Below are 21029 nucleotides of genomic sequence, written 5' to 3' on the forward strand. Positions count from 1 at the left end.
TTAATTGGAGAAGGGTTTCGTTGGGCCTATAAAGATTGCGTTTACCATTGCCTTTTTAAGGAGAATGCGATGGTTGCAACGCCCATAGAAATCGCCCAAGCCGCTACTGCGACTACGGCCACCTTGCTGAAGTGGCAGAAGTCCATGGAGGAACGCGCCACGTTTCGCCAGAACATGGATCAATCGCGCAGGGCGATCCAAGCCTCACGCGATCTGCTGAAGCGCCTTCGCCAACGTCATCGCGACGACATGGCGGAAAGTTCGGAAATGCCAACCCGTCTACTGTGCCGATATCGCAACGCGCCGGCAGCTAGCGGGAGGCGACCAGAGCCGATGTGAAGGAGAAAGTTTCACTGGCCGTTCCTTGGGTGGGCAGGCAAGTTAAACTTTGTCAACGAGCGGCCTTTTTCGCGCTCGCGGAAGCGCCACGTTGCTTTCGACCAGGCGCACGTGCTCGGCGTCGACAGTCACCAATGGCCGGAGGCTGACGGTTACCTTGTCCCCGTCGATGCGTGTGACAGGGCCGATCAATTCCATATGCTGGCCAATTACAGCCTTCGAAGTCGAATCGACAACAGAATGCGGGAAGTCGTAGGAGGGGATCGTCACGCTTATGCGATCGGGCGTCACGCGGCCGCGCACAATCGCCGTGACTGCGACCTCGTCGCCAACTTTGATAGTTCCCCGAGCCATGCCCAAGACTTTGGAGCAGCCGGCGCCAGCGTCAAGATGAGGGGGAGCTAATAAAACCCCTCCGCGCCGCGATGCAACATCCAGCGCTAATGCGGATTCCACCTTGAGAGATCGATTCCCCAGGTCTTATAATCCGTAATTAGCCTATTGGAGGTGGAGGGAACTGCGATGGGCGGCACAGTTCAGAACACACACTCAGACAGTGTGGAGTGGCCGAAGCCTGCTGAGAATGGCTGGTCCGCGTTATAGAGAAGGGCAAGGAAGACAGCTGATCGAGCTCGAATCTTATGCCATGGCCTCTGCGGAAGGCCAACGGATCCGTCTAATCTCGAGAAGTTCGGTCGCGAGGCTTTGCCGGTCCTGGCCCATTCCACTGGATGAACTGCGCGTTCTGGCCGGTGATACGAGCCTTTGAGCTACGGCCGAGTATGGTGAGGCCACGGAGACGATCCGGATCGAAGGGCAAGGAACAGCTTGCCTGCCCCCTTCAGCATTTGGACTTAGGTCTGATTGCTCCGCGTAAATGGCCGAAGCCGGAAACATTTCTCCTTCTACTTTGTTGCAGTGGCCGTGCCGCTGAGGAGAACATGCACAGCGCCTCTATCAAATGAACTTCGCGACGTACCTTTAGAATTCCAATGCCCCTCCTGTTCACGCGCTATGGTGAGAAGGGGATCCTGGCTGAAACGATTGCCGGTTTCAAATGCGATAGTTGCAGGTCCAGAGTGCGGATCGGCTACCAAGAGAAGCTGGCCATATTCGAGCGGCACCTTAGAAAGGTGAGCGCCAGCACAAAGTCAGTGAACAACCGCCCTTGTTAGCGGCCGCTTTAGAGATCGGGTGCAGTGGGTACACGGGCTTTTCCCCGCTATCCTTTTTTCTCCCGGCCCCGCCACCGTCTATTATCGGCGGCTAGGCCGCTATCACCTTCTGAGCGGGCTAGCGATGGAGTGCCTTGGACGGTGAAAACGATTCCGGCATCCTCAAACGCTTTGCGGATGGCGGCGATGTTGTGGGGACGCGGCTTCCTGAATCCGTTCTCAAGATCGCTGATCACCATTTCGCTAAGATTGGCCTTGGCGGCAAGTCGCACACGCGGCCAGTTCAGTAGGGCTCGTGCTGCTCTGACTTGATCTGCTGAGAGGAAGGTTCGGCTGTCCATAGCCAGTCGAACATTTAGTAACGCTAAACTGTTCCTCTTGACCTTCTGCGATTTCTAACGGTGTGAGGCCGGCCTGTCGCAAGCCGTCATCGATTGTGGCTGCAACCTTTCGGACGGTTGTTACCTCGGCTCCAACAAGACGTGCTGCCTGCATTCTTGCTTGGAGATCAGCCAAGCGGGCAGCCAGGGCTTGCGTCCTCTCGAGTTCAGGGTTCGTCATGTTCATTGTCCGGCTGAGTGGCAATTTGAATTTGTCCGGCTGAGTATCGTTTGAATGCACACACTCGCCACCCAAGGGTGGCGAGCGTGGGTTCGTTCGAAATCTCAGTCGTAAACTTTCACGATCTTGCGGGTGCCCGGATCGACCAGGACCGTGCGGTTGTCGACCACCACGTAACGGTATTTGACGTTCGGGACCTCGTGGATCTCAACAGTTTCCGGCAGAGCTGTCCCGACGTTCAATTCCACGCCGGGAAGGTTCACCGAAGCCAAGGGCTGCTTCTTGACATACTCACGGATGACCGTGTCCTGTTCCGGCTGGATGATAATGTCGTCAGCGGCGGCGGAGCCGATCCCCGCCAAGAGCAACATGGCTGCGGCGGTGTTCACGAAGTGCATCTTCATATCTTCTCTCCTGCAAGGACCGGCACACGACGATCATCGTCCCGCACTGCCCGGCAACCAACTTTGAACCGGGGTAAACGTTCCCGCCTACGCACCTTTGTCTAATCCGATTGGTCTAAAGTCCGACCGTACAACGCAATGGTCTTACCTTTGGACTAGGCGGAACGGATTAGGGCTTCAGGTTGTTGGTTCTCCACAACGGGAGAGAACAAATGGATCAAAGTGTTGGCCAGGCGCGATGGTTGCTCGCACCGATTTTTGCAACAGCCGTTACCTTTCTGGTAATGGCGGTCGTCCTTAGCTGACATGTCTTGGATCGGCGCAGCCAGGTCCCTTCCTGCGCTGATAGGATTCGCGAGTTGCTTGAGCGGCTGGCGAATCCTCTATTTTACCGTGCGCTGGGCCTGCTCCTTCAGCAGGCGGGGCGCTTTGTTCAGCTCATGTAACTTGGGAGGTTTACTATGGATCGGCGATCCTTTTTGACAGCGATATTTGGCGTTGCAGGGGCAGCAGCCTTTGCAAGCGCGGTCCGGCCTATCAACGCATTGGCCGGTGTTCCAGCGGCCAAAAGCGGCATTCTCGAAGAACTCGACGCGCCAGACGCCTTCGACAACGAAGGTACTCACGCGGAAGTGGAGCCGGTCAACCATCGGCGCTACTACGACCAAGATTACGACCCAGACTACGACCCAGATTACTACCACCGGCGCCGCCGCCGCCGGCGGGGCTGGAGAAGAGTCTGCCGTAGTTACTGGCGACACGGGCGCCGTCGGGTCCGGTGCTATCGCCGACGTGGTCCTTCGATCGTCTTGCGATTTTAGCTAGTCGGCTGCTTCTGCCCATGGCCCGTTCCGGCTGACGTGCTGAGAACGGGCCGGTACGATTCCTTTTTCGTGGCAAACGCAATCCATCTGTCCAAGGGCACTCATCAGCAGGGCCGATGGACCTGACTTACAGCTTGGTGGTGTCGCTGTGGTGCGCCAGGAGCGGTCTGACGATCCCTCTTGTGCAGCCCTTCGGCTGCCGCCCAGCCTAGGAAGGCTTTTCGGAACGTTTGGTTCTGGCCGTTAGGCCACGGGGCCAAGCTCAGCCATCAGGACACCCCGCAAGCGATGAGCAGCGGGGCCTGGTAAGGCCCGGCGACCTCCTTTTGACATACGGGGAGAAACCAAGAAGGGCGCCGAGCCTTACCGGCGCTGCTTTGAGGGAGCGACGCCGGACGAGATGAGAGTAGGCGATAATGCTAATCTCTGCGGACCATGCAAATGAAGGAAAGCCGTGTGCGATTCTTCGCTATCCAGCCACGAACCTCTGCCTTTCGGACATGGCGGTCCGTCGCTCGATCGAAGATGAAGAACGCCTGATGTAGCTGCTCGACTTCGTAGAGCCCGACCCGGATCTCGAACCCTGTCTGGCCGGTGGCATCGAAGTCACCGGGACCGATGACAGGGAAGGCGACGACCATGGCGAAGCGGACGACGAGCGCGAAGCCGCCGATGCCGAGTATGGCTTCATAGAGGGAGGGCAAGGCCTCTAATTGTCCGGTCGAGAATGAATAGCAGGCTGCCTGACGGTGGCTGGCTTCAGTTTTTGTGTGGCACGATGTAGCGACTGCTCACCGCACCCCGCCCCTGTGCCCCGCGTGACGACAATCGTGCTATACCCGGCTGGAACGGAACCTGTAGCGGAGGGATCGATCGAACTGCATCGCCCCACGATCTCCCCGTTGGGAGCGCCCTCGAGCCTCACGGATAACGCCAACTGGCATGTGTCAAGGGATCCGAACATGGACGGTGATGTATCGAGTGGCTTGCAGACTCCCTGGGCGGGACTGCAAGAAAGCAAAATCATCACAGCTGCAGTTGCCGGATCCATTCGTGAAGCTCCGTTGTTCGACGAGCCTCAACGCAGAATAGCGAGCTTTGTTTCGTCGGTGCTAAAATACGAGTTTTCTGGTCTGGCTCACGGTGGCGGGCTTTCCATTGTCACAGCTTTCGCCTCTCAATTGTCCCGATCCCGAACGGTAAAACAGCGCGATCGGGTCTCAGCCACAGGCCGACGACTATTTCGACCTAATGGTCTCGGAGCGAGCGCGGCTGCCCCATCCACGGTGTAGAGCGTGCTCCAGCTCTACAACTTACAGCGAAGGTTTCGTCTTTGAGATCGTCGAGCGCCGCGGCTGTCGCGGTTACCGGGCTCCCAACGCTCTCTTCCGCATTGCCGGCAGAGGCGAACACTGCGACCAAAAGGCATGCCAAGGATCTGACCGTTACGACGTGAGATGGCCACTGGACGGATATGGCAAGGGAACCTTGGATCGATCCTGACCATGCCGGGCCGATGCTGACGCGCATGCCGTTGGCTCATCGAGACCGAGGAATTCGCAGAGACCATTCATGCTCGCTAACTGCGCATCTCCATGTCAGTCGTCGTAGTCGGGAAGAAATCGATTTCGTTGCCGAAGCAAGTTCGTGACCGTGAAATCAGCTAACCGGCGCCGAAGGAGCGTCAGCATGGCGACGCCGCAGGCGAGACGCCGGGCCGCCGCCCCAAACGAGGGTGCCGTTTCAAGGCTGGTGATTTCGCCAGAGCACAGGGTGCGATTCTGACTACCCACAAGCCAGACGCTGTCATGGCGATGCTGGGTTGGCCGGGCGTAGCGGCTTCGAAGCCGCCGATTACTAGTATTCTCGCTCTGTGGCTGCCGATTCTGCGATTAAGGATTGGATGAATAGGCATGGGGGAGAAAGGCCGCTATTCTAAGCCTCATTCCCCCTCGATGCAGGAATAACGAGATCATGGAGTAGGAAAATCTCATGCTATACGGCGGAGGTTCTTACACGGGCGAGATTCACACCCGCCCAACCACAAGGCGCCCATCCGCTGCCCGATGGACGGTGGATAGAGTTTTGGTGCCATGAGCCAAACCCACACATTACAACCGTCATCTATCCGCTTCCCGGTACAACCACGGCTGGTGCCGGCGATCAAGGCGGCGCGTTATCTCCACCTGACGCTGCGGGAATTCATGGAATTGCTGCCCGAGTTGCAGGATCAAGGCTTTCCCAAGGCCTGCCCAATCACCGGCAACTACGACATGGTTGCGATCGACGCCTGGCTCGATCAACGCTCGGGTCTTGCAGGATCAGGATCCGGCGCGCAGTCTAGCATTGACATTGCAAGAGCGAGGCTGGCGACCCTTGGGTAAGATCAAGTTGAAGCACTACGTCATCCGTAAGGGCAAATACGGCTACTGGCTGCCGACGCCGAAGATGGTCGAAGCTGGCTTCAGATGCATTTCCTGTGGAATCGACGGGCCTGAGGCTTGGACGATAGCCCGGGAGTGGGAAGACCGCTGGCAGGAACTCCGCAAGGGCAGGGAGCCGTCGCGCCTGCATGTATGGCCAAAGGATTCCATCGGAGACGCCTTTGCACGCTATCGCCGCATGGATGCATGGAAGCGCAAGCCACCGCGCACCCGCGAGGATTGGGAGCGCGGTTGGACCTTCATCGAGCCGTACTTCGCCGACCTGCCGCCAGCCGACATCACCCTCGAGCTGCTCGACGACTGGTATGGCCGTCTGCTGCGGGTCAAAGGTGTCGACATCGCCTACCGTGCCGTAAAGACGTGGCGTTCGCTCTATAATGTCATGGCCGGCATGAAGCTATGCCCGCCCGGCTCCGACCCATCGCAGGCGATCCGCCGCCAGACGCCACCACCGCGCCACCAGACCTGGACGGCAGGCGAGGCGGTGCGCATGGTCAAGGGCGCCTGGCGCGCCGGCTACCGCGGACTGGCCTGCATCATCGCCGTTGCGTGGGACACGAGCTTCTCACCCGTCGACGTGCGCACGCTCAAACCGGCGCAGGCAATGCAGACAGCACAGGAATGGGGTTTTCTGATTGCACGCAGCAAGAGTGGCGAGGCGGCTTTCGGCACGCTGTCGTCACGCACGCAGCGCCTGGTGCTGGCCTATGTCGAATCACTAGGCGTCACCCTGCTTGACGATGCGCCGATCTTTCGCTCGCGCGGTTTCGCGCCGGGCCTGAAGGGCGGCCGGCCGCGCGCCGGCGTGCCTTACACGAAGGATTCTCTGGTCGACGACTTTGCCGATCTGCGCACGCTGGTATTCGGGACATCGGAGAAGCGGCGGCTGATGGACATGCGGCGTTCCGGCGCGGTCGAGGCGAATGCCGGAGGCGCGTCGGTCGAGGCAATCTCGGCCAAGATGGGCAATTCGATCGACGGGAACAAGGCGCTGCAGAAGACCTATATGCCGGTCAATCTGGCCGCCGTCCGCTCAGCCGATGCCAGCCGCCGCAAGGGCAGAAAGCTGCTTGGCCTGGAACGGAACGAATACAGAAAGTTGAAACTCTCCGGAGAATGAGAGTTGAAACTTTTCAAGGGGCGGTAGCTAACCCCTTGAAATGAATGGCGCGAGTGACGGGGCTCGAACCCGCGACCTCCGGCGTGACAGGCCGGCACTCTAACCAACTGAGCTACACCCGCGCATTGGACGAGCACGTGTCAGCCGTGTTCGTCGTTGGGGCGGTGGATAAGGGGTTCGCCACCGGGTGTCAAGCGCAGCTGGACAGCATAAACGCATCAGGAGAAGGTTTTTTGACGGGCGGCACTTTGCCCGCGAAAACCACTGTGCGGCTAAGCTCGCAGCTGTTCATTTGGCCTTGCGAAGCCGGTTGCGACCGCTTAAAGGTCCGGCCGGAGCGGGCGATTAGCTCAGTTGGTAGAGCGCTTCGTTTACACCGAAGATGTCGGCGGTTCGAGCCCGTCATCGCCCACCAAGATCCCGGATTCCGGGCGCGGCCTCAAAGAGCCGCACCCCCTTTCATGCCGGCACCAGTCTACTTCCTGATGTAGCAGGTCTTCTTCGCACGGGGAGCGGGATCCTCGTCAAAGGCATCGTTGCCGCAGCGCACGCCGTTCCTGAAAACGCCTTGCGTGAACCGACCGCGCGCTCCGTATCTGACCACTTGGCGGCCACGGAAATCACAGAACTGATTCTCTCGGGCGCAGGCCACCCATCTGCCGCGGCCCTGGCCGTAATCATCATCGCCGTAATTGTCGCCGTCGTCGTCATTGTCGCCATAGTCGTTACCGCCCCCGCGCTTCACGATATAGCAAGCCTTGTCGCGGCCGGGCGCCGGGTCGCCGAAGACGCGATTCGAGCAAGGCACGGAACGACGATCGAAGAAGCGCGAAGTGGTCTGCCCGGGCGCGCCGTAGACCACTTCCGAGGGGTAGGGCAGGCGGCAGATTTCGCCTTCGTCGGCGCATCGCTGCATCCGCTGGGCGGATGCGGTGGCTGGAAAAAGAATAGACACGGACGAGGCCAGGCCGACCAGGCAGATGAATGTAAACGTCATCCGGATCAAAGCATTGAAGGTTTTTGACACGATTTGTCTCCCGTTCGATTCGACCAGCATGGTACAGCAGCCTTGTTAAATGCACGATGAACGAAAGCCCTCCGGGACGGCAGGACAATGATGGATCATCCAGGGCGCCTGATGCTGCGGTTGCTGTTCGCATTGGCAATCGTCGGCACTGGACGCTCCGCCTTTGCAGGGAATGCGGGCGACGGCGTCGACCAGCCGGCCGCCAAGGCTTCCTTGCTCAAGGCCTATCCCGGACTTTTCACCATCAAGGGCAATGTCCTGACCTGGACCGACGGCACCACAATGGTGTGGGACGACGGCAAGGCGCGCGACGCCGAGGCGCTGCTGGAGAGCCCCGACATCGAAGACATGTTTCGCTACGTCTATCCCGGAGCAGCGGAGGGCGCCCTGGTCCCAGCGGAGGATTTCGATCCCGGCCGCATCCGCAACGAACCTTTCTTCGAAAAGCTCTACGGGGCAAGTGCCGGCGAGGTGGGCAAGCACATCGCCAACGTCAAATGGTTGCCGAAGCTCGGCAAGAAAACCGTGCAGGTGACCAAGGTGTTTGGCATCAACGACCGGCTGGGCAAGGTCTCCGCTGCGCTCGAGGCGATGCCCGCGGAGCTGAGCCGTTATGGGCTCAAGCCCGGCGGCGGCTTTGTCTGGCGGCCGATCGCCGGCACCGACCGGTTGAGCGTTCACTCGTTCGGAGCGGCCTTCGATATCAATGTCGGCTTCTCCGACTATTGGTACAACAACAGGAACAAAACCAACCCGAAGGCCCACATTCCCTTCAAGAACCGGATTCCGCTGGAAATCGTGGAACTGTTCGAGAAAAACGGCTTCATCTGGGGCGGGCGCTGGTATCACTACGACACCATGCATTTCGAGTACCGGCCTGAATTGCTGCTTTACAAGAAATCCGGCTGATCACGGCGGCAGCAGCCGGAAATCCTTGCCTTCGGGCAGCAACTGGCCGCCGTCGACGACGATGGTCGTGCCGGTGATGTAGCTGGCATCGTCCGAGGCGAGGAACAGGAAGGCGTTGGCGACGTCGCGCGGGCTGCCGAGGCGTCCGAGCGGGATCGAATCCTCCATGTTCTTGATGTAGGTGGCGCCCCGATGCAGCTCGATCGCTTCGGTCAGGATGTTGCCGGGCTCGACGCCGTTGACGGCGATGCCGTAGCCGGAAAATTCCAGCGCCGCGGATCGGATGAAGCCGTTGATGCCGGCCTTGCTGGCGGCGTAATGGCCGTGGCCGGGGCTGGTGACGTGCGGACCGGTGATCGACGAGGTGTAGAGCATGCGCCCGTAGCCCTGCGCCTTCATCGGCGCCAGCGCCGCCAGCGTGGCGTTGAAGGTGCCGCGCAGATTGACGGCCATCACCCGGTCCCAGTCGTCCGGGCTGGTGTTCTCGATGAGCTGCCAGGGATAGATGCCGGCATTCTGCACGATGATGTCGAGACGACCGTGGCGGCTCAGCGCCAGCGCAACCGCGGCTTCTGCGTCGGCAATTTGCGAGATGTCGGTTCGGATGAAGGCAGCGCCGAGTTCGTCCGCGGCCGCCTGGCCGGCCTCGGCCTCGCTGTCGGCCAGGACCAGCTTGGCACCTTCCTCGGCAAAGCGCTGCGCAATGCCTTTGCCGATGCCGCGTGCGCTGCCGACGATAAGCGCGACCTTGTTCTCAAGCCGTCCGGTCATGCGAGCCGTCCTCTCATGCCAGTCTTTGGCGAATGGTTTGCTTGAAGGCGTCGAGCAGCACGGCGGCGAGCACCAAAAGGCCGTGGATCACCTGGGTGAAGTTGGCCGGCAAGCCCATCAGATTGATCGCCGTGTTGATGGAGGAGAGCAGCAGCACGCCGGCATAGACGCCGGGCAAGGTGCCGACACCGCCTTTCAGGCTGACGCCGCCGATGACGACGGCGGCAAAGGCGTTGAACAACAGCCCGGTGCCGAGATTGGCGGTGGCGCCCGAGGTGCGGATGGCGAGCAGCCAGCCGGCGAGGCCGGCAATGGCGCCGGCCAGCACGAAGGCGATGATCAGATTGCGGTTGACGCGGATGCCGGCGCGGAAGGTCGCGGTCTCGTTGCCGCCGATCATCACGAGGTGGCGGCCGAACGGCGTCTTGGCCATGATCAGCGAGAACAGGACGAAACAGGCGACGGCGATCCAGGCGGTCAGCGGCAGGCCGGCCAGCCGCTGGATGCCGAACCAGCGGATGGCCGGCGCCAGATCCTGTGCCGAGCGGCCGCCGGAAATCACCAGCACCAGGCCGCGCACCCAGATGTAGGACGCCAGCGTGATGATGAAGGCGCTCATCTTCACCTTGACCACGAGATAGCCGTTGAAGGCGCCGATGAGGCCGCCGACGGCCAGCGCAACCAGCAGCGAAACCGGAACCATCAGCCATTGCGGATTGAGCTGTATGCCCATGCCGATGCCCGATGAGCAGAACAGGATGCCGACCGTCATGGCGCTGAGCGCGGCCACCGATTCCACCGACAGGTCCATATGGCCGGCAATGATGACCAGCGACAGGCCGATCGACATCACGCCGAGAACGCTCGAGGCCTCGATGATGTTGGCGAAGATGCCGAGCTGGAAGTAGTTGGGGACGAAGATGGAAAAGACAACCACCACAAAGATCAGCATGAACCAGACGAGGTTGTCGAGGACGAACTCCAGGGCTTTGCGGCTGCGCGGGTTCATGGGCTGATCCGGTTGGCGCCCCCGAGAAAATCAGGCTGAGAAATCAACTCGATTTCGTCGGGTTCAGGCGCGGGTTTAGGTTCGCCACGGCGTCCTGGGTCGCGGCGTCGTGAATGGGCAGGCTCCGGGCCGCAATGGCCCGGAGCGCTTCGCTAGGCGACTATTCGACAGACTTGATCGTGTCCGTCGGCGGCTTCTGGTTGCCCCAGAAGGCCGGATTGTCGACGTTTTCCTTGGTGATGGCGGCGCCCGGGATCTTGATGTTGGGGCCCCAGCTCTCCTTGGTCACGGTCGACTTCAAGCCGAGCACGTCATACTCGCCAGGCTTGATTTCCTGCTTGCCGGCGATCTTGTCCATGAACATGGCGACGGCTGCGGCCTGCGCGTAGAGCGGTTGCTCGACTTCGACATTGAGCCAGCCCTTGCGGATCAGGTCGAGACCGACCGGGGCGCCGTTCGAGCTCATCAGCATGACGTCGCCCGGCTTCTTGCCGGCGGCCTCGAGCGAGGCGACGGCAGCGACCGACAGATGCGCGGCATGGCTGAAGATCAGGTCGATGTCGGGGTTGGCGAGCATCTGGTCGGCAACGATGGTGCCGGCGTTGCTGGCTTCCCATTGCATGGCCGGCAGCGAGATGATCTTGACGTCAGGAAACGCCTTCAACTTCTCCTCGAAACCCTTCTGGATGTCGAGCGTGTAGGGATCGCCGGGATCGCCGAGCACCTGCAGGATCTTGCCCTTCACCGAACCGTTCTTGGCGGTCAGAAGTTTTTGCGCCTGCTCGGCGGCGACGTAGCCGATCTCGACCGTGCCCGCTACCGAGGTGAAGTCGGACGGGGTCGAGGTGATCTGGCGGTCGAACTCGACCACCGGAATGCCGGCGGCGCGTGCCGCTTCGATGGATGGCTTCAGCGCGTTGAAATCGACGGCGGCCAGGATGATCGCCGCCGGCTTCAGCGCAATGACGTCGTTCATCTGCGATTGCTGCGCATCGGTCTTGTTGTCGGCGTTGAGTGTCTTCACCTCATAGCCGACCTGCTTGAGGAACAGCTCCAGTGCGCTCACCGAGCCGGTCTGGAATTCATCGAGCAGGGTCGGGACCATATAGTAGACGGTGCCCTTGGTCTGGGACATTGCCGGCGTGAGCGAGGCAAGAGCCAGTGCCAGGATACCGAAGACAAGAACAAGTATTCGCTTCATGTCGTTCGCTCCTCTTTTATACCGGACCCCTCTTTTGTCCCTCAACTTGCCGGTCCGGCACCGGCAAGCGTCTCACCGGTGATCATGTTGATCACCGCATCGGGACTTGTTTTGTTGCGTGCGACATCGCCGGCCACGACGCCTTGCCGGATCACCACGATCCGGTCGGCGACCTGGAAGGCCTGTTGCATGATGTGGGTGATGATGACGACGCCGATGCCCTGGTTGGCCACTTGGCGGATCATCTCGAGACCGCGCCGCGTCTGCTCGACGCCGAGGGCCGCGAACGGCTCGTCAAGCAGCACAAGCTTGCCGCCCCAGTGCACGAAGCGGTTGAGCTCGATGGCCTGGCGTTGGCCGCCCGAGAGATGCTCGACATTGGTGCGCAGCGACGGGATGCGCGTGCCGGCACTTGCCAGCGCCTTGCCGACGACGGCCTCCATGGCGCGCTCGTCGAGGATGGGGACACCGAGAACCTTGCGAGTGATTTCGCGGCCCATGAAGAAATTGGCGACGACGTCGACATTGGTGCAGAGCGACAGGTCCTGGTAGACGGTCTCGATGCCGGCAGCCTTGGCCTCGGCCGGCGTCTTCGCCAGAAACTCCTTGCCCTCGAACAGCATGCGGCCGGAGCTCGGCTCGAGGCCGCCGGCAATGATCTTGACCAGCGTCGACTTGCCTGCGCCGTTGTCACCGAGCAGCGCCACGACTTCACCCTTGCCGATCGAGAAGCTGATGCCCCTCAGCGCATGAATGGCGCCGTAATTCTTGGTGACGTTTTCGAGTACCAGCAGCGGTTCGGTCATGCCGCCACTCCCTTGCTGTGCATGAGGTCTGGCCGGCGCTCGCGCTCGGCAATGAACATCTGGCCGAAGCGCGGCGAAAGCACACCGGACACGGCCAATGCGGCAGCGCCCCGCAGCACCGAATGCTTGCCGCCGGTCGCCACCGTCACGCGCGGTGTCTTGCGGTCGCGCCGCGCCGAGACCGAATTGGGGAACTGTCCGGCCGCGCTGACCAGCTTTTCCAGCAGGTCTGTGGGCGCAAGCCCGCCGAGGATGACGGTTTCCGGGTCGAACACATTCTCGATGGTGACGATGGCGTTGCGGAAGATCGGCGCGATCTCGGCCACCCAGGCGGCGTCGCTGATGTTGCGGCGGCGACGTGCTTCGAGCGAGAGATACCGTTCGAGGCAGCCGCTGTTGCCGCATGGGCAAGGCTCGCCGCCGGGAACGGCAGGGATGTGTCCGATTTCGCCGGCATTGCCCCAGGCGCCGCGCATCACCGCGCCGTCATGCACGATGACGCCGCCGAGGCCGACGCCGAAATAGAGGTAGTAGTATTCGGAATAACCGGAGCCGAGACCGTAAAGCCGTTCCCCCATGGCGGCCGCCGCCATGTCGGTTTCGAAGAAGGCCGGCAGCCCGGTCGACGCGGCCAGCCGTTCCGGCAGCGCGACATCCTTCCAGCCGGCCATGGTCGTCGGGCCGACGAAGCTCATCGACTCCACGCCGAACGGTCCAGGCAGCGCCATGCCGATGCCGAGCACGCGCCCGCCGGGCCGCAGCGCCGTCAACTCCGGCACCATCGCGCCGATCAGCTCGAAGGCATGGTTGGGCGTCGCATGCGGCGCCTCGCGATGCATGCTCTCGATAACATCGCCGCTGAGATTGATGAGCGCCGCGTCGATCCCCAACGGGGTGAGGTGGACGCCGACGGCATAGCCGCCCTCGGGGTTGATCCTGAGCGTCGCCGGCGGCAGCCCGCGTCCGCGCGGCTCTTCGCGCAGCGACAGCACATAGCCGTGCTCTTCGAGTTCGCGAACGATGGTCGATACGGTCTGGACGGTGAGGCCGACCCGGCTGGCAATGTCGCCGCGAGCGATGGGACCGTGAAGGCGGATGGACTCCAGCACGATGCGCCGGTTGTAAGGCCGCCCGAACTCCTGATTGGTCCCCCGCAGTGCCATGTCCCGCGCCCCTTAGGAAGGCCAAGACTTGCACAGGCAATTTATTCAGTCAAATGGAATTCAAAAATAATTCGCGACGGTTCCCGGGCGGTGCAGGACCTGTCCCATTCGTCGCGCTGGCCGATTGCAGCCGGGCTGAAACCACCGCAATGGTGAATGACGTCAGGCGGGCGCGGGGCTCGCCCGACCAGTGATCAGCAGGAAAAGCCGATGATCGAATTGCCTTTTGCGCGCGATGAGTACCAGCGGCGGCTTCAGAAGATCCGCGCCGAGATGGCGGCGCATGGGCTGGAACTGCTGGTCGTCAACGACATCGCCAACCAGCATTACATCACCGGCTATGACGGCTGGTCGTTCTACACGCCACAGGTCGTGCTTGTCCCGATCGAAAACGAGGCCGAGCCGGTCTGGATCGGCCGCGCCATGGATGCGGCAGGCGGCTTGCTGACGGCCTGGATGAAGCCGGAGAATGTGGTCGGCTTCCCCGAGGACCACGTGCAGCGCGCCGATCGCCATCCGATGGACTGGATAGCGGCCTGCATCGTCGCCAAGGGCTGGGGCGCGAGACATATCGGCATCGAGCTCGAAGCCTATTATTTCTCGCCGAAGGCGCATGCCCGGCTCGTCGCCGGCCTGCCCAATGCGAAATGGCACGACGCCGATCTGCTGGTGAACTGGATCCGCGCCGTCAAATCCGCGCCCGAAATTGCTTATCTGCGCAAGGCGTCGACACTTGCCGAATCGGCGGTTTCGCGGGCCTTCGAAGTCATCGCGCCAGGCGTGCGCGAATGCGATGCGATTGCCGCGATCCAGGCGGCGCAGATTGCCGGCAGTCCAGACTTCGCCGGCGACATCACGGCACTGCCGCCGACCATCCTCGGCGGCGAGAATGCATCGGCTCCGCACATCATGTGGAGCGATCGGCGCTTCGGCAAGGACGAAACGATTGCGCTCGAACTTGCCGGTGTCTGCCGCCGCTATGCCGCAGGCCTCGCCCGAACGATGCAACTCGGCAAGACGCCGGCCCGTGTCGCCGACACCGCAAAGGCGGTGATCGAAGGCATGGATGCGGTGCTCGGCGCGGTCAGGCCGGGGACCACAGCCGAAGCGGTCGAGGCCGCATGGCGCAAGGTTATCCAGCGCTACGGGCTGAAGAAGGAATCGCGCATCGGCTACTCCATCGGCGTCGCTTATCCCCCGGATTGGGGCGAGCACACGATCAGCCTGCGGCCCGGCGACAAGACCGCGCTGCAACCCGGCAACGTCCTGCACTCCATTCTTGGCATGTGGATGGATGGCTGGGGCATCGAGATCAGCGAGACCATTCTGGTGACCGAGACCGGCCATGAGACGCTGACCAAATTCCCGCGAGACATCCATGTCAAATCCTGACCGGTCAGCCACGACGGACGCCACCGCGACCCGCCTGACGCATCTGCTCAATATTGGATCGTCCGGCGCTCGATCAGCACCACAAGACAAAACAGGACGATCGACAGGCCCGATGACAGCACGATCGCCGCGTAGAGGCGGTCCGACTGGTAGTTGAAGGACGCCTGGACGATCAGCGCGCCAAGTCCTTGGTCGGAGCCGATCCATTCGCCGACAATGGCGCCGATCACGGCGGTGGCCGAGGCAATCTTCAGCGATGAGAACAGCATCGGCAAAGCGCGCGGCAGCCGCAGGCTCCAGAACGTGACGCCGGAGCACGCGATGTCGGATTGCCAAACAACAGGATTGTACAACGGGTGAAGGAGGCGGGGGCGTGCAACCAGCCGCCTGGCTTGACCCTACAGATACTGCTCGACCTTCTTGCCGACGGTCAGGAAGCGCAGCGGGTCGATGGCCTCGCCATTGTGGCGGACTTCGTAGTGCAGGTGCGGGCCGGTCGAACGGCCGCTGCTGCCGGTTTTGCCAATGATGTCGCCGGCTGCGAGTTTTTGGCCGACGGCAACGTCGATCTCGCTCAGATGGCCGTAGCGCGTGGCAAAGCCGTTGCCGTGATCGACCTCGACCATGCGGCCATAGCCGCCGTTCCAGCCGGCCTTGGTAACGATTCCGGCCGCCGTGACCTTGGCTGCCATGCCGACCGGCGCGCGGAAATCCATGCCCGAGTGCAGGGCAGCGGTGCCGAGGATGGGGTCAGTGCGCACGCCGAACGGGCTGGTGACGGAGTGGCCCGGCGCCGGGTTGGCGAGCGGCAGCCGCCGCGCCTCTTTCTTCAACTGGTCGAGCGTATCCAGCGCCTCGTCCAGTTCCTTGACCTTGCTGTCGAACATCATCGAGCTGTCAAGCGGGATCAGCGGTCCGCCGACATCGCTTTCGTTTTTGCCGAAATCACTGTCGACCGGCAGACCGGCCGCTTCCAGCGCCTGGGTGATGGCATCGGCGTTCTTGTAGGCGTTGTCGGCCAGGGTTTCGATGCGGGTGAGTTGCTGGCTCTCGATAGCCTTCAGTGAATCATTGATCGAGACGAACAATTTGTCGGCGCGGTCCGCAGCCGTTTCGCTGGGCAGCGGATCGGAACGTGTCGACCACAGCGAGAATGGCCTGGTGTCGCCCGAACCAAGGCTGGCGACCGAATAGGCGAGTGGCTCGCCGCCAGTCAGTTCGGCATGCTCGTCGGGTTTTGCCGCCACATCCGCGGCGGCCGGCGTGCCGACTTCGTTTTCGGCCCGCTCGAGAATCGGGCCGAGGCGGCCATGGCGCTGGCTGAGCTGGCTCTGCCGCTCGATCAATTCGCTGACCTTGGTTTCCATCAGTTTTTGGTCGAGAAGCTGGCGGCTGGTGATGCGGTCGACCTGCGCGCGCAATGCGGAAATGCGATCTTCATAGGCCTGCTGCATGCGCGCCTGCCGGGCCGTGGTGGCGCCGATCAGATCGTCGCGCAGTACGAGATAGGAGGTCGCCAAGAGATAGCCGATGGCGATCGCCGCCAGTGCCGAGCCGAGAAAGGCGACGAGCCACGGCCGGATGGTGAAATGCCGTATTTCATTGCCCCGCGCAATGATGACCGTATGCGGCTCCTTGCGCCTGCCGAAGACCGCTGACTGACCGGTTAGGTTCACGGGACCAAGCTTTCGTTACGACACCAACGAAGCCCGATTACACATTATTAGGGTTAACAAAGTTTTGCCGTCGCGGGCGCGCTAGTGACCAACGGTGTCAGCCAACCGCATATATGTCTTATGCCCCTAATGCACTGCGCGGCGTTGGCCAGATCGGTGGCGCCTCAGAGCGCGCGGACCGCCTCCAGCACTGCTTCGGCATGGCCTTTCACCCGGACCTTGCGCCAGATCCCGGCGATCCGCCCGTCCTTGCCGATCAGGAACGTCGCCCGCTCGACGCCCATATAGTTGCGGCCATACATCGTCTTTTCGACCCACAGATTGTAAGCCTCGATCACCTTGCGCTCCTCGTCGGCAACCAGGCCGACGGTGAGATCGTATTTGGTTTTGAACTTGTCGTGCTTCTTCACGCTGTCCGGCGACAGGCCGATCACCACGGCGCCGGCCTTTTCGAACTCCGGCTTCAGCTGCGAAAAGCTGATCGCCTCATTGGTACAACTTGTGGTGTCGTCCTGCGGATAGAAATAAAGTACAACGGGCTTCCCCCGCATCGAGGCAAGGCTGATCGAGCCGCCGCCGTCGCGCGGAAGATCGAATTGCGGCGCAACGTCGCCAACGTCGAGATCAGCCATATCGATGCCCTTGTTTGAGGTTACGCGGCCCTAAATCAAAGAGATAGAGCATGATGTCTGGACAAACGGAAACCGTTTGTCCGAGAAAACCGCCTCACACTTTTCGGCATCATGCTCTAGCCTGCGTCGTTATAGTGTCGGGCGGGGATTCGTCCACGATCGAATTCGCACAACGGAAAATTGCGTGGATCAGGAAGAACCGCAGCACGAGAAAATCCGGTTCAGGCGTGACGAGATCACCGACCTGGGGGCTTTCCCGTCCGCTTGCCGCGTGCCGCCGCTCGGCAAGGCACGGATCGGCCGCGGCTTTCGCATCCTTGCCCGGCTGTTTGCCGGCATTGGAGCCCTTGTGCTGCTGGCGGCGGCCGCCGTCTACGTCATCGGCGCCACCGGCATCGGCAGCGAACGGCTGCGGTTGGAAGCCGAAACGGCGATCGAGAAACTGGCCGGTTTCGACGTCAAAGTCGCCGTCGGTCCTGCCAGCCTGACACTTGACGGATCGAGCTTCATTGCGCTGCAGGTCAAGGATGTCAGCGTCGAGACGGCCGACGGCAAGCCGATGGCCGATGCCGGGCGCGTCCGCTTCGGCATCCGGCTGGTCCCGCTGCTTTCGGGCGAGGTTCGGCTGACCAGCGCCAGGATTTCCGACGCCCATATCGTCACCGCGGCAATGCCGTCGGGTGGCGACTGGATAGCGCGCCTGCGCAATCAAGACGGTCTCATCGATCCGGAAAAACTGGCCGCCGTCGTCTTCAGTGACGTCAATCGTGCACTCGATGCCGTGCGCGAGGATTCGATGCGCCGCATCGAACTCAAAAATGTCGCGTTCGAGCTGCCCGAGGCCGGATCGGTCAAGCTGGTCACGATCGCCAACGCCACGGTGCTGCAGTCAGGCCCCGGCAGCATGGAGTTCTCGTCCGAGGCGGATGTCGATGGCCGCGCGCTCACCGTCACGGCCACCGCCACCCGCGATACGAGCTCGATGCGCGTCACCGCCTTGAACGCCGCCATCGACATGGCGGATGTCGCGGAGACAACGCCGGCGGCCGGCGGGCGAACCGGCGCGATGGCTTTGAAGCTCACGGGATCCGAAGGCTCGGGCGAGACCGATTCGCGGCTGACGGGCTCGCTGTCGCTAACCGGCTCGGTGCTCGACCTCGGCACACGCGGGCTGTTGCCGGCCGATGTCGATGTCGACGCCGCCCTTGTCTCCGGCTCCAACAAGATCGATGTCGGCAGGCTGGTTCTGAAGACCGGGCGCTCGGCGTTCAATTTCGCCGGCTCGATCGGGCCAAAGCCGTCGACCGGCGCGGCCGGCGAGGAGCCTTCCTATCGTTACGACCTGACCAGCGACGGCTCGACGCTGGCGCCTTCGGAATCGCCCGAGCCGGCGCTGAATTTCTTCGCCCGCATCGCCGGCGTCTATCAGATCAAGAGCCGCAAGCTTGTCGCCGACCAGATCGGCATCAGGTCGGGATCGGGGAGCGAAGTGCTGGGAACCGCTGCGGTTTCCTTCATCGACAACGGACCGCCGGGTATCTCGGTGTCGCTCAACGTCCACGACATGGCGGTCTCGCACGTCAAGCAATTGTGGCCCTGGTTCTCGGCCAAGAACGCGCGGCTGTGGGTGCTGCAGAACCTGTTTGGCGGCCGCGTCGTCGATGCCAGCCTGCAGTTCCAGGTCGTGCCGGGGCGTCTCGGCAACGGCGTGCCGCTTTCGGCCGACGAGGTGTTCGGCCGCTTCCAGGTCGAGGGCTCGCGTTTCGACACCGCCGGCCGCATCCCGCCGATACGCGATGCCGTCGGCGTCGTTTCCTTCCACGGCAACGATGTCGACGTCGCGCTGTCGTCGGGCAGCGTCTATATGCCGAGCGGCCGCACCGTGGCGGCAAGCAATGGCACACTGTCGGTAAAGGCGGCAAACCACCCGCCGGTGATCGGCGCGCTCGACATCGACGTCGCCGGCGAGGCGCCGGCCATCGCCGAACTTGCCTCCTACGAACCGATCAACGCCATGCGCCATGTCGGCATCTTGCCGGACGACCTGTCGGGCACGGTGACCGGCCACGTCAAGGCCGACATTCCGTTGCAATCCGGCGTCGACACGTCGAAGCTCGATTGGCTGGTATCGCTCGACTACAAGGACCTGTCGCTCGCCAAGCCGTTCGAAGGCCAGATGGTGACCGATGCCGACGGCTCGATCGAAGTCGGGCCCGGCAAGGCGGTGATCTCTGCCAAGGCGCGGCTGAACGGCATTCCAGCCGAGCTCGATCTGGTCGAGCCGCTCAGGGATGGCGGGCCGCCGCGCAGCCGCAAGGTGGCGCTTGTGCTCGACGACAAGACGCGCGCCATCGCCATGCCTGGCCTGTCGCCGCTGATTTCCGGCACCATCAAGGTGGCAATCGACAAGAGCGGCGAAGGCGGCAGCCAGAACGTCGACGTTGACCTGACGAGCGCCAGGCTGGACATTCCCTGGGCAGGCTGGAGCAAGGGGCCGGGCATTCCCGCCAATGCCACTTTTACCATGAGCAAGTCCGGCGATACCACGACGCTGTCCGACTTCGACCTCGACGGAAAGAGCTTTTCGGTCGAAGGGGATGTCGTCCTGGTCAAGGGCGCGCTGTCTTCGGCCCGCTTCAGCAAAGTCGCCTTGAACCGGGGCGACGATGTCGCCGTGACGGTGAAGCGGTCGGGCAAGGGCTTCGCAGTCGATGTCAGCGGCAACGCGCTCGATGCCCGCTCGCTGATCAAGCAGTTCACCTCCGACGTCGATACCGCCACCAAAACCACCGGCACGGACGCGGTTTCGGTTAGCGCCGACGTCAATTCGCTAAGCGGGTTCCATGACGAGGTCCTGTCCAATTTGAAGCTCGACTACAGTGCCGCCGGTTCCAGGGTGAACAGGCTCAAGGTCAGCGCCGCGGCAAGTTCCGGCGCCGCCATCACCATCAGCAATACGGCAGGCAATGGTGCTCGCGCGCTCACCATGAAGTCGGCCGACGCAGGCGCCATATTGCGCTTCCTCAACATCTACGAGCATATGGAAGGCGGATCGATCACGCTGGCGCTCAGCGGCGCAGCCGACGGCCCGATGCGGGGCCAAGTCGATTCGAGCAACTTCTTCATCGTCAATGAACCGAAGCTTGCGTCGATCGTATCGACCACGCCAACCGGCGACAGCCGCAGCCTGAACGAAGCGGTCAAGGGCAAGATCGACACCTCGCGGGTAAAATTCGAGCGCGGCTTTACCGAGATCGACAAGGGGTCGGGCTATTTGAAATTGGCGAATGGCGTGCTGCGCGGCCCGCGCATCGGCACCACCTTCCAAGGCACGCTCTACGACCAGAACAACAATATGGACATGACCGGAACCTTCATGCCGGCCTATGGCCTCAACCGCATCTTCGGCGAGTTGCCGTTGGTCGGCGTTCTGCTCGGCAACGGCCGCGACCGAGGCCTGATCGGCGTCACCTACCGGCTTAAGGGCAACGCCAACAAGCCGGTGCTGGACATCAACCCGCTATCGGTAATCGCGCCGGGCATTTTCCGGTCGATCTTCGAGTATCGCTGAGGATC

The 21029-nt window shown here is 62.0% G+C and carries 17 protein-coding genes, 2 tRNA genes and 1 pseudogene; 7 read left to right on the forward strand and 13 right to left on the reverse strand.

Features of this window, described 5'->3' with window-relative positions; translation table 11 throughout:
- The first annotated feature begins 69 nt into the window (after positions 1-69).
- A complete protein-coding gene (locus tag NKK50_RS12920) occupies positions 70-339 on the forward strand; it encodes a hypothetical protein (RefSeq protein ID WP_023824750.1) in 270 nt (89 codons plus the stop codon).
- Between the two features lie 1222 nt (positions 340-1561).
- Here the strand turns inward: NKK50_RS12920 and NKK50_RS12925 are convergent.
- From NKK50_RS12925 to NKK50_RS12935, 3 genes are all read right to left on the reverse strand, one after another.
- On the reverse strand, positions 1562-1855 hold the full coding sequence (locus NKK50_RS12925; protein WP_081726963.1) for a helix-turn-helix domain-containing protein: 294 nt from the start codon (positions 1853-1855) through the stop codon (positions 1562-1564).
- 324 nt (positions 1856-2179) lie between these two features.
- Positions 2180-2479 (reverse strand): DUF1236 domain-containing protein, encoded by a 300-nt coding sequence (locus tag NKK50_RS12930; protein ID WP_023669226.1) that lies wholly within the window; start codon positions 2477-2479, stop codon positions 2180-2182.
- Positions 2480-3722: 1243 nt separating this feature from the next.
- Positions 3723-4007 (reverse strand): hypothetical protein, encoded by a 285-nt coding sequence (locus tag NKK50_RS12935; RefSeq protein WP_023684836.1) that lies wholly within the window; start codon positions 4005-4007, stop codon positions 3723-3725.
- A 1389-nt stretch (positions 4008-5396) separates the two neighbouring features.
- Here NKK50_RS12935 and NKK50_RS12940 point away from each other — a divergent pair.
- Entirely contained in the window at positions 5397-5687 is a 291-nt protein-coding gene (locus tag NKK50_RS12940; protein ID WP_023731498.1) for a hypothetical protein, read from the forward strand.
- On the forward strand, positions 5680-6867 hold the full coding sequence (locus NKK50_RS12945) for a site-specific integrase (RefSeq protein WP_050589311.1): 1188 nt from the start codon (positions 5680-5682) through the stop codon (positions 6865-6867). Before NKK50_RS12940 ends, NKK50_RS12945 begins: the two co-directional genes overlap by 8 nt.
- Positions 6868-6912: 45 nt before the next feature.
- Here the strand turns inward: NKK50_RS12945 and NKK50_RS12950 are convergent.
- A tRNA-Asp gene (locus NKK50_RS12950) sits at positions 6913-6989 on the reverse strand.
- A gap of 217 nt (positions 6990-7206) precedes the next feature.
- On the opposite strand from NKK50_RS12950, the gene NKK50_RS12955 reads away from it, so the two are divergent.
- A tRNA-Val gene (locus NKK50_RS12955) sits at positions 7207-7282 on the forward strand.
- Between the two features lie 60 nt (positions 7283-7342).
- On the opposite strand, the gene NKK50_RS12960 is transcribed toward NKK50_RS12955, so the two are convergent.
- On the reverse strand, positions 7343-7924 hold the full coding sequence (locus NKK50_RS12960) for a hypothetical protein (protein ID WP_352543525.1): 582 nt from the start codon (positions 7922-7924) through the stop codon (positions 7343-7345).
- A 57-nt stretch (positions 7925-7981) separates the two neighbouring features.
- On the opposite strand from NKK50_RS12960, the gene NKK50_RS12965 reads away from it, so the two are divergent.
- Positions 7982-8803 (forward strand): M15 family metallopeptidase, encoded by an 822-nt coding sequence (locus tag NKK50_RS12965; RefSeq protein WP_023745953.1) that lies wholly within the window; start codon positions 7982-7984, stop codon positions 8801-8803.
- Here NKK50_RS12965 and NKK50_RS12970 read toward each other — a convergent pair whose 3' ends face one another.
- The 5 genes from NKK50_RS12970 to NKK50_RS12990 all read right to left on the reverse strand — a co-directional run bounded on the left by NKK50_RS12970 (position 8804) and on the right by NKK50_RS12990 (position 13753).
- Positions 8804-9574 (reverse strand): SDR family oxidoreductase, encoded by a 771-nt coding sequence (locus tag NKK50_RS12970; protein WP_023745954.1) that lies wholly within the window; start codon positions 9572-9574, stop codon positions 8804-8806.
- 13 nt (positions 9575-9587) lie between these two features.
- The gene (locus NKK50_RS12975; protein ID WP_352543526.1) at positions 9588-10583 is read right to left on the reverse strand and encodes an ABC transporter permease; all 996 of its coding nucleotides are present in this window, start codon (positions 10581-10583) and stop codon (positions 9588-9590) included.
- A 160-nt stretch (positions 10584-10743) separates the two neighbouring features.
- Positions 10744-11784 (reverse strand): sugar ABC transporter substrate-binding protein, encoded by a 1041-nt coding sequence (locus NKK50_RS12980; protein WP_023684845.1) that lies wholly within the window; start codon positions 11782-11784, stop codon positions 10744-10746.
- A 41-nt stretch (positions 11785-11825) separates the two neighbouring features.
- Positions 11826-12590 (reverse strand): ATP-binding cassette domain-containing protein, encoded by a 765-nt coding sequence (locus NKK50_RS12985; protein ID WP_352498172.1) that lies wholly within the window; start codon positions 12588-12590, stop codon positions 11826-11828.
- Positions 12587-13753, reverse strand: coding sequence for an ROK family transcriptional regulator (locus NKK50_RS12990; protein WP_352543527.1), 1167 nt, complete (start codon positions 13751-13753; stop codon positions 12587-12589). Before NKK50_RS12990 ends, NKK50_RS12985 begins: the two co-directional genes overlap by 4 nt.
- 210 nt (positions 13754-13963) lie before the next feature.
- Here NKK50_RS12990 and NKK50_RS12995 point away from each other — a divergent pair, with 210 nt between their 5' ends.
- Positions 13964-15145 (forward strand): M24 family metallopeptidase, encoded by a 1182-nt coding sequence (locus tag NKK50_RS12995; RefSeq protein WP_352543528.1) that lies wholly within the window; start codon positions 13964-13966, stop codon positions 15143-15145.
- 47 nt (positions 15146-15192) lie between these two features.
- Here NKK50_RS12995 and NKK50_RS13000 read toward each other — a convergent pair.
- The 3 genes and pseudogenes from NKK50_RS13000 to NKK50_RS13010 form a co-directional block, all read right to left on the reverse strand.
- Positions 15193-15450, reverse strand: a pseudogene (locus NKK50_RS13000) (ABC transporter permease); the annotation flags it as partial.
- A 93-nt stretch (positions 15451-15543) separates the two neighbouring features.
- Entirely contained in the window at positions 15544-16821 is a 1278-nt protein-coding gene (locus tag NKK50_RS13005) for a M23 family metallopeptidase (RefSeq protein WP_023822411.1), read from the reverse strand.
- A 164-nt stretch (positions 16822-16985) separates the two neighbouring features.
- Entirely contained in the window at positions 16986-17453 is a 468-nt protein-coding gene (locus tag NKK50_RS13010) for a peroxiredoxin (protein WP_023669136.1), read from the reverse strand.
- A 184-nt stretch (positions 17454-17637) separates the two neighbouring features.
- On the opposite strand from NKK50_RS13010, the gene NKK50_RS13015 reads away from it, so the two are divergent.
- Entirely contained in the window at positions 17638-21024 is a 3387-nt protein-coding gene (locus NKK50_RS13015) for a hypothetical protein (RefSeq protein WP_352543529.1), read from the forward strand.
- Positions 21025-21029 lie beyond the last annotated feature (5 nt).

The organism is Mesorhizobium sp. M0001 (genome assembly GCF_040324255.1).
Lineage (GTDB): Bacteria > Pseudomonadota > Alphaproteobacteria > Rhizobiales > Rhizobiaceae > Mesorhizobium.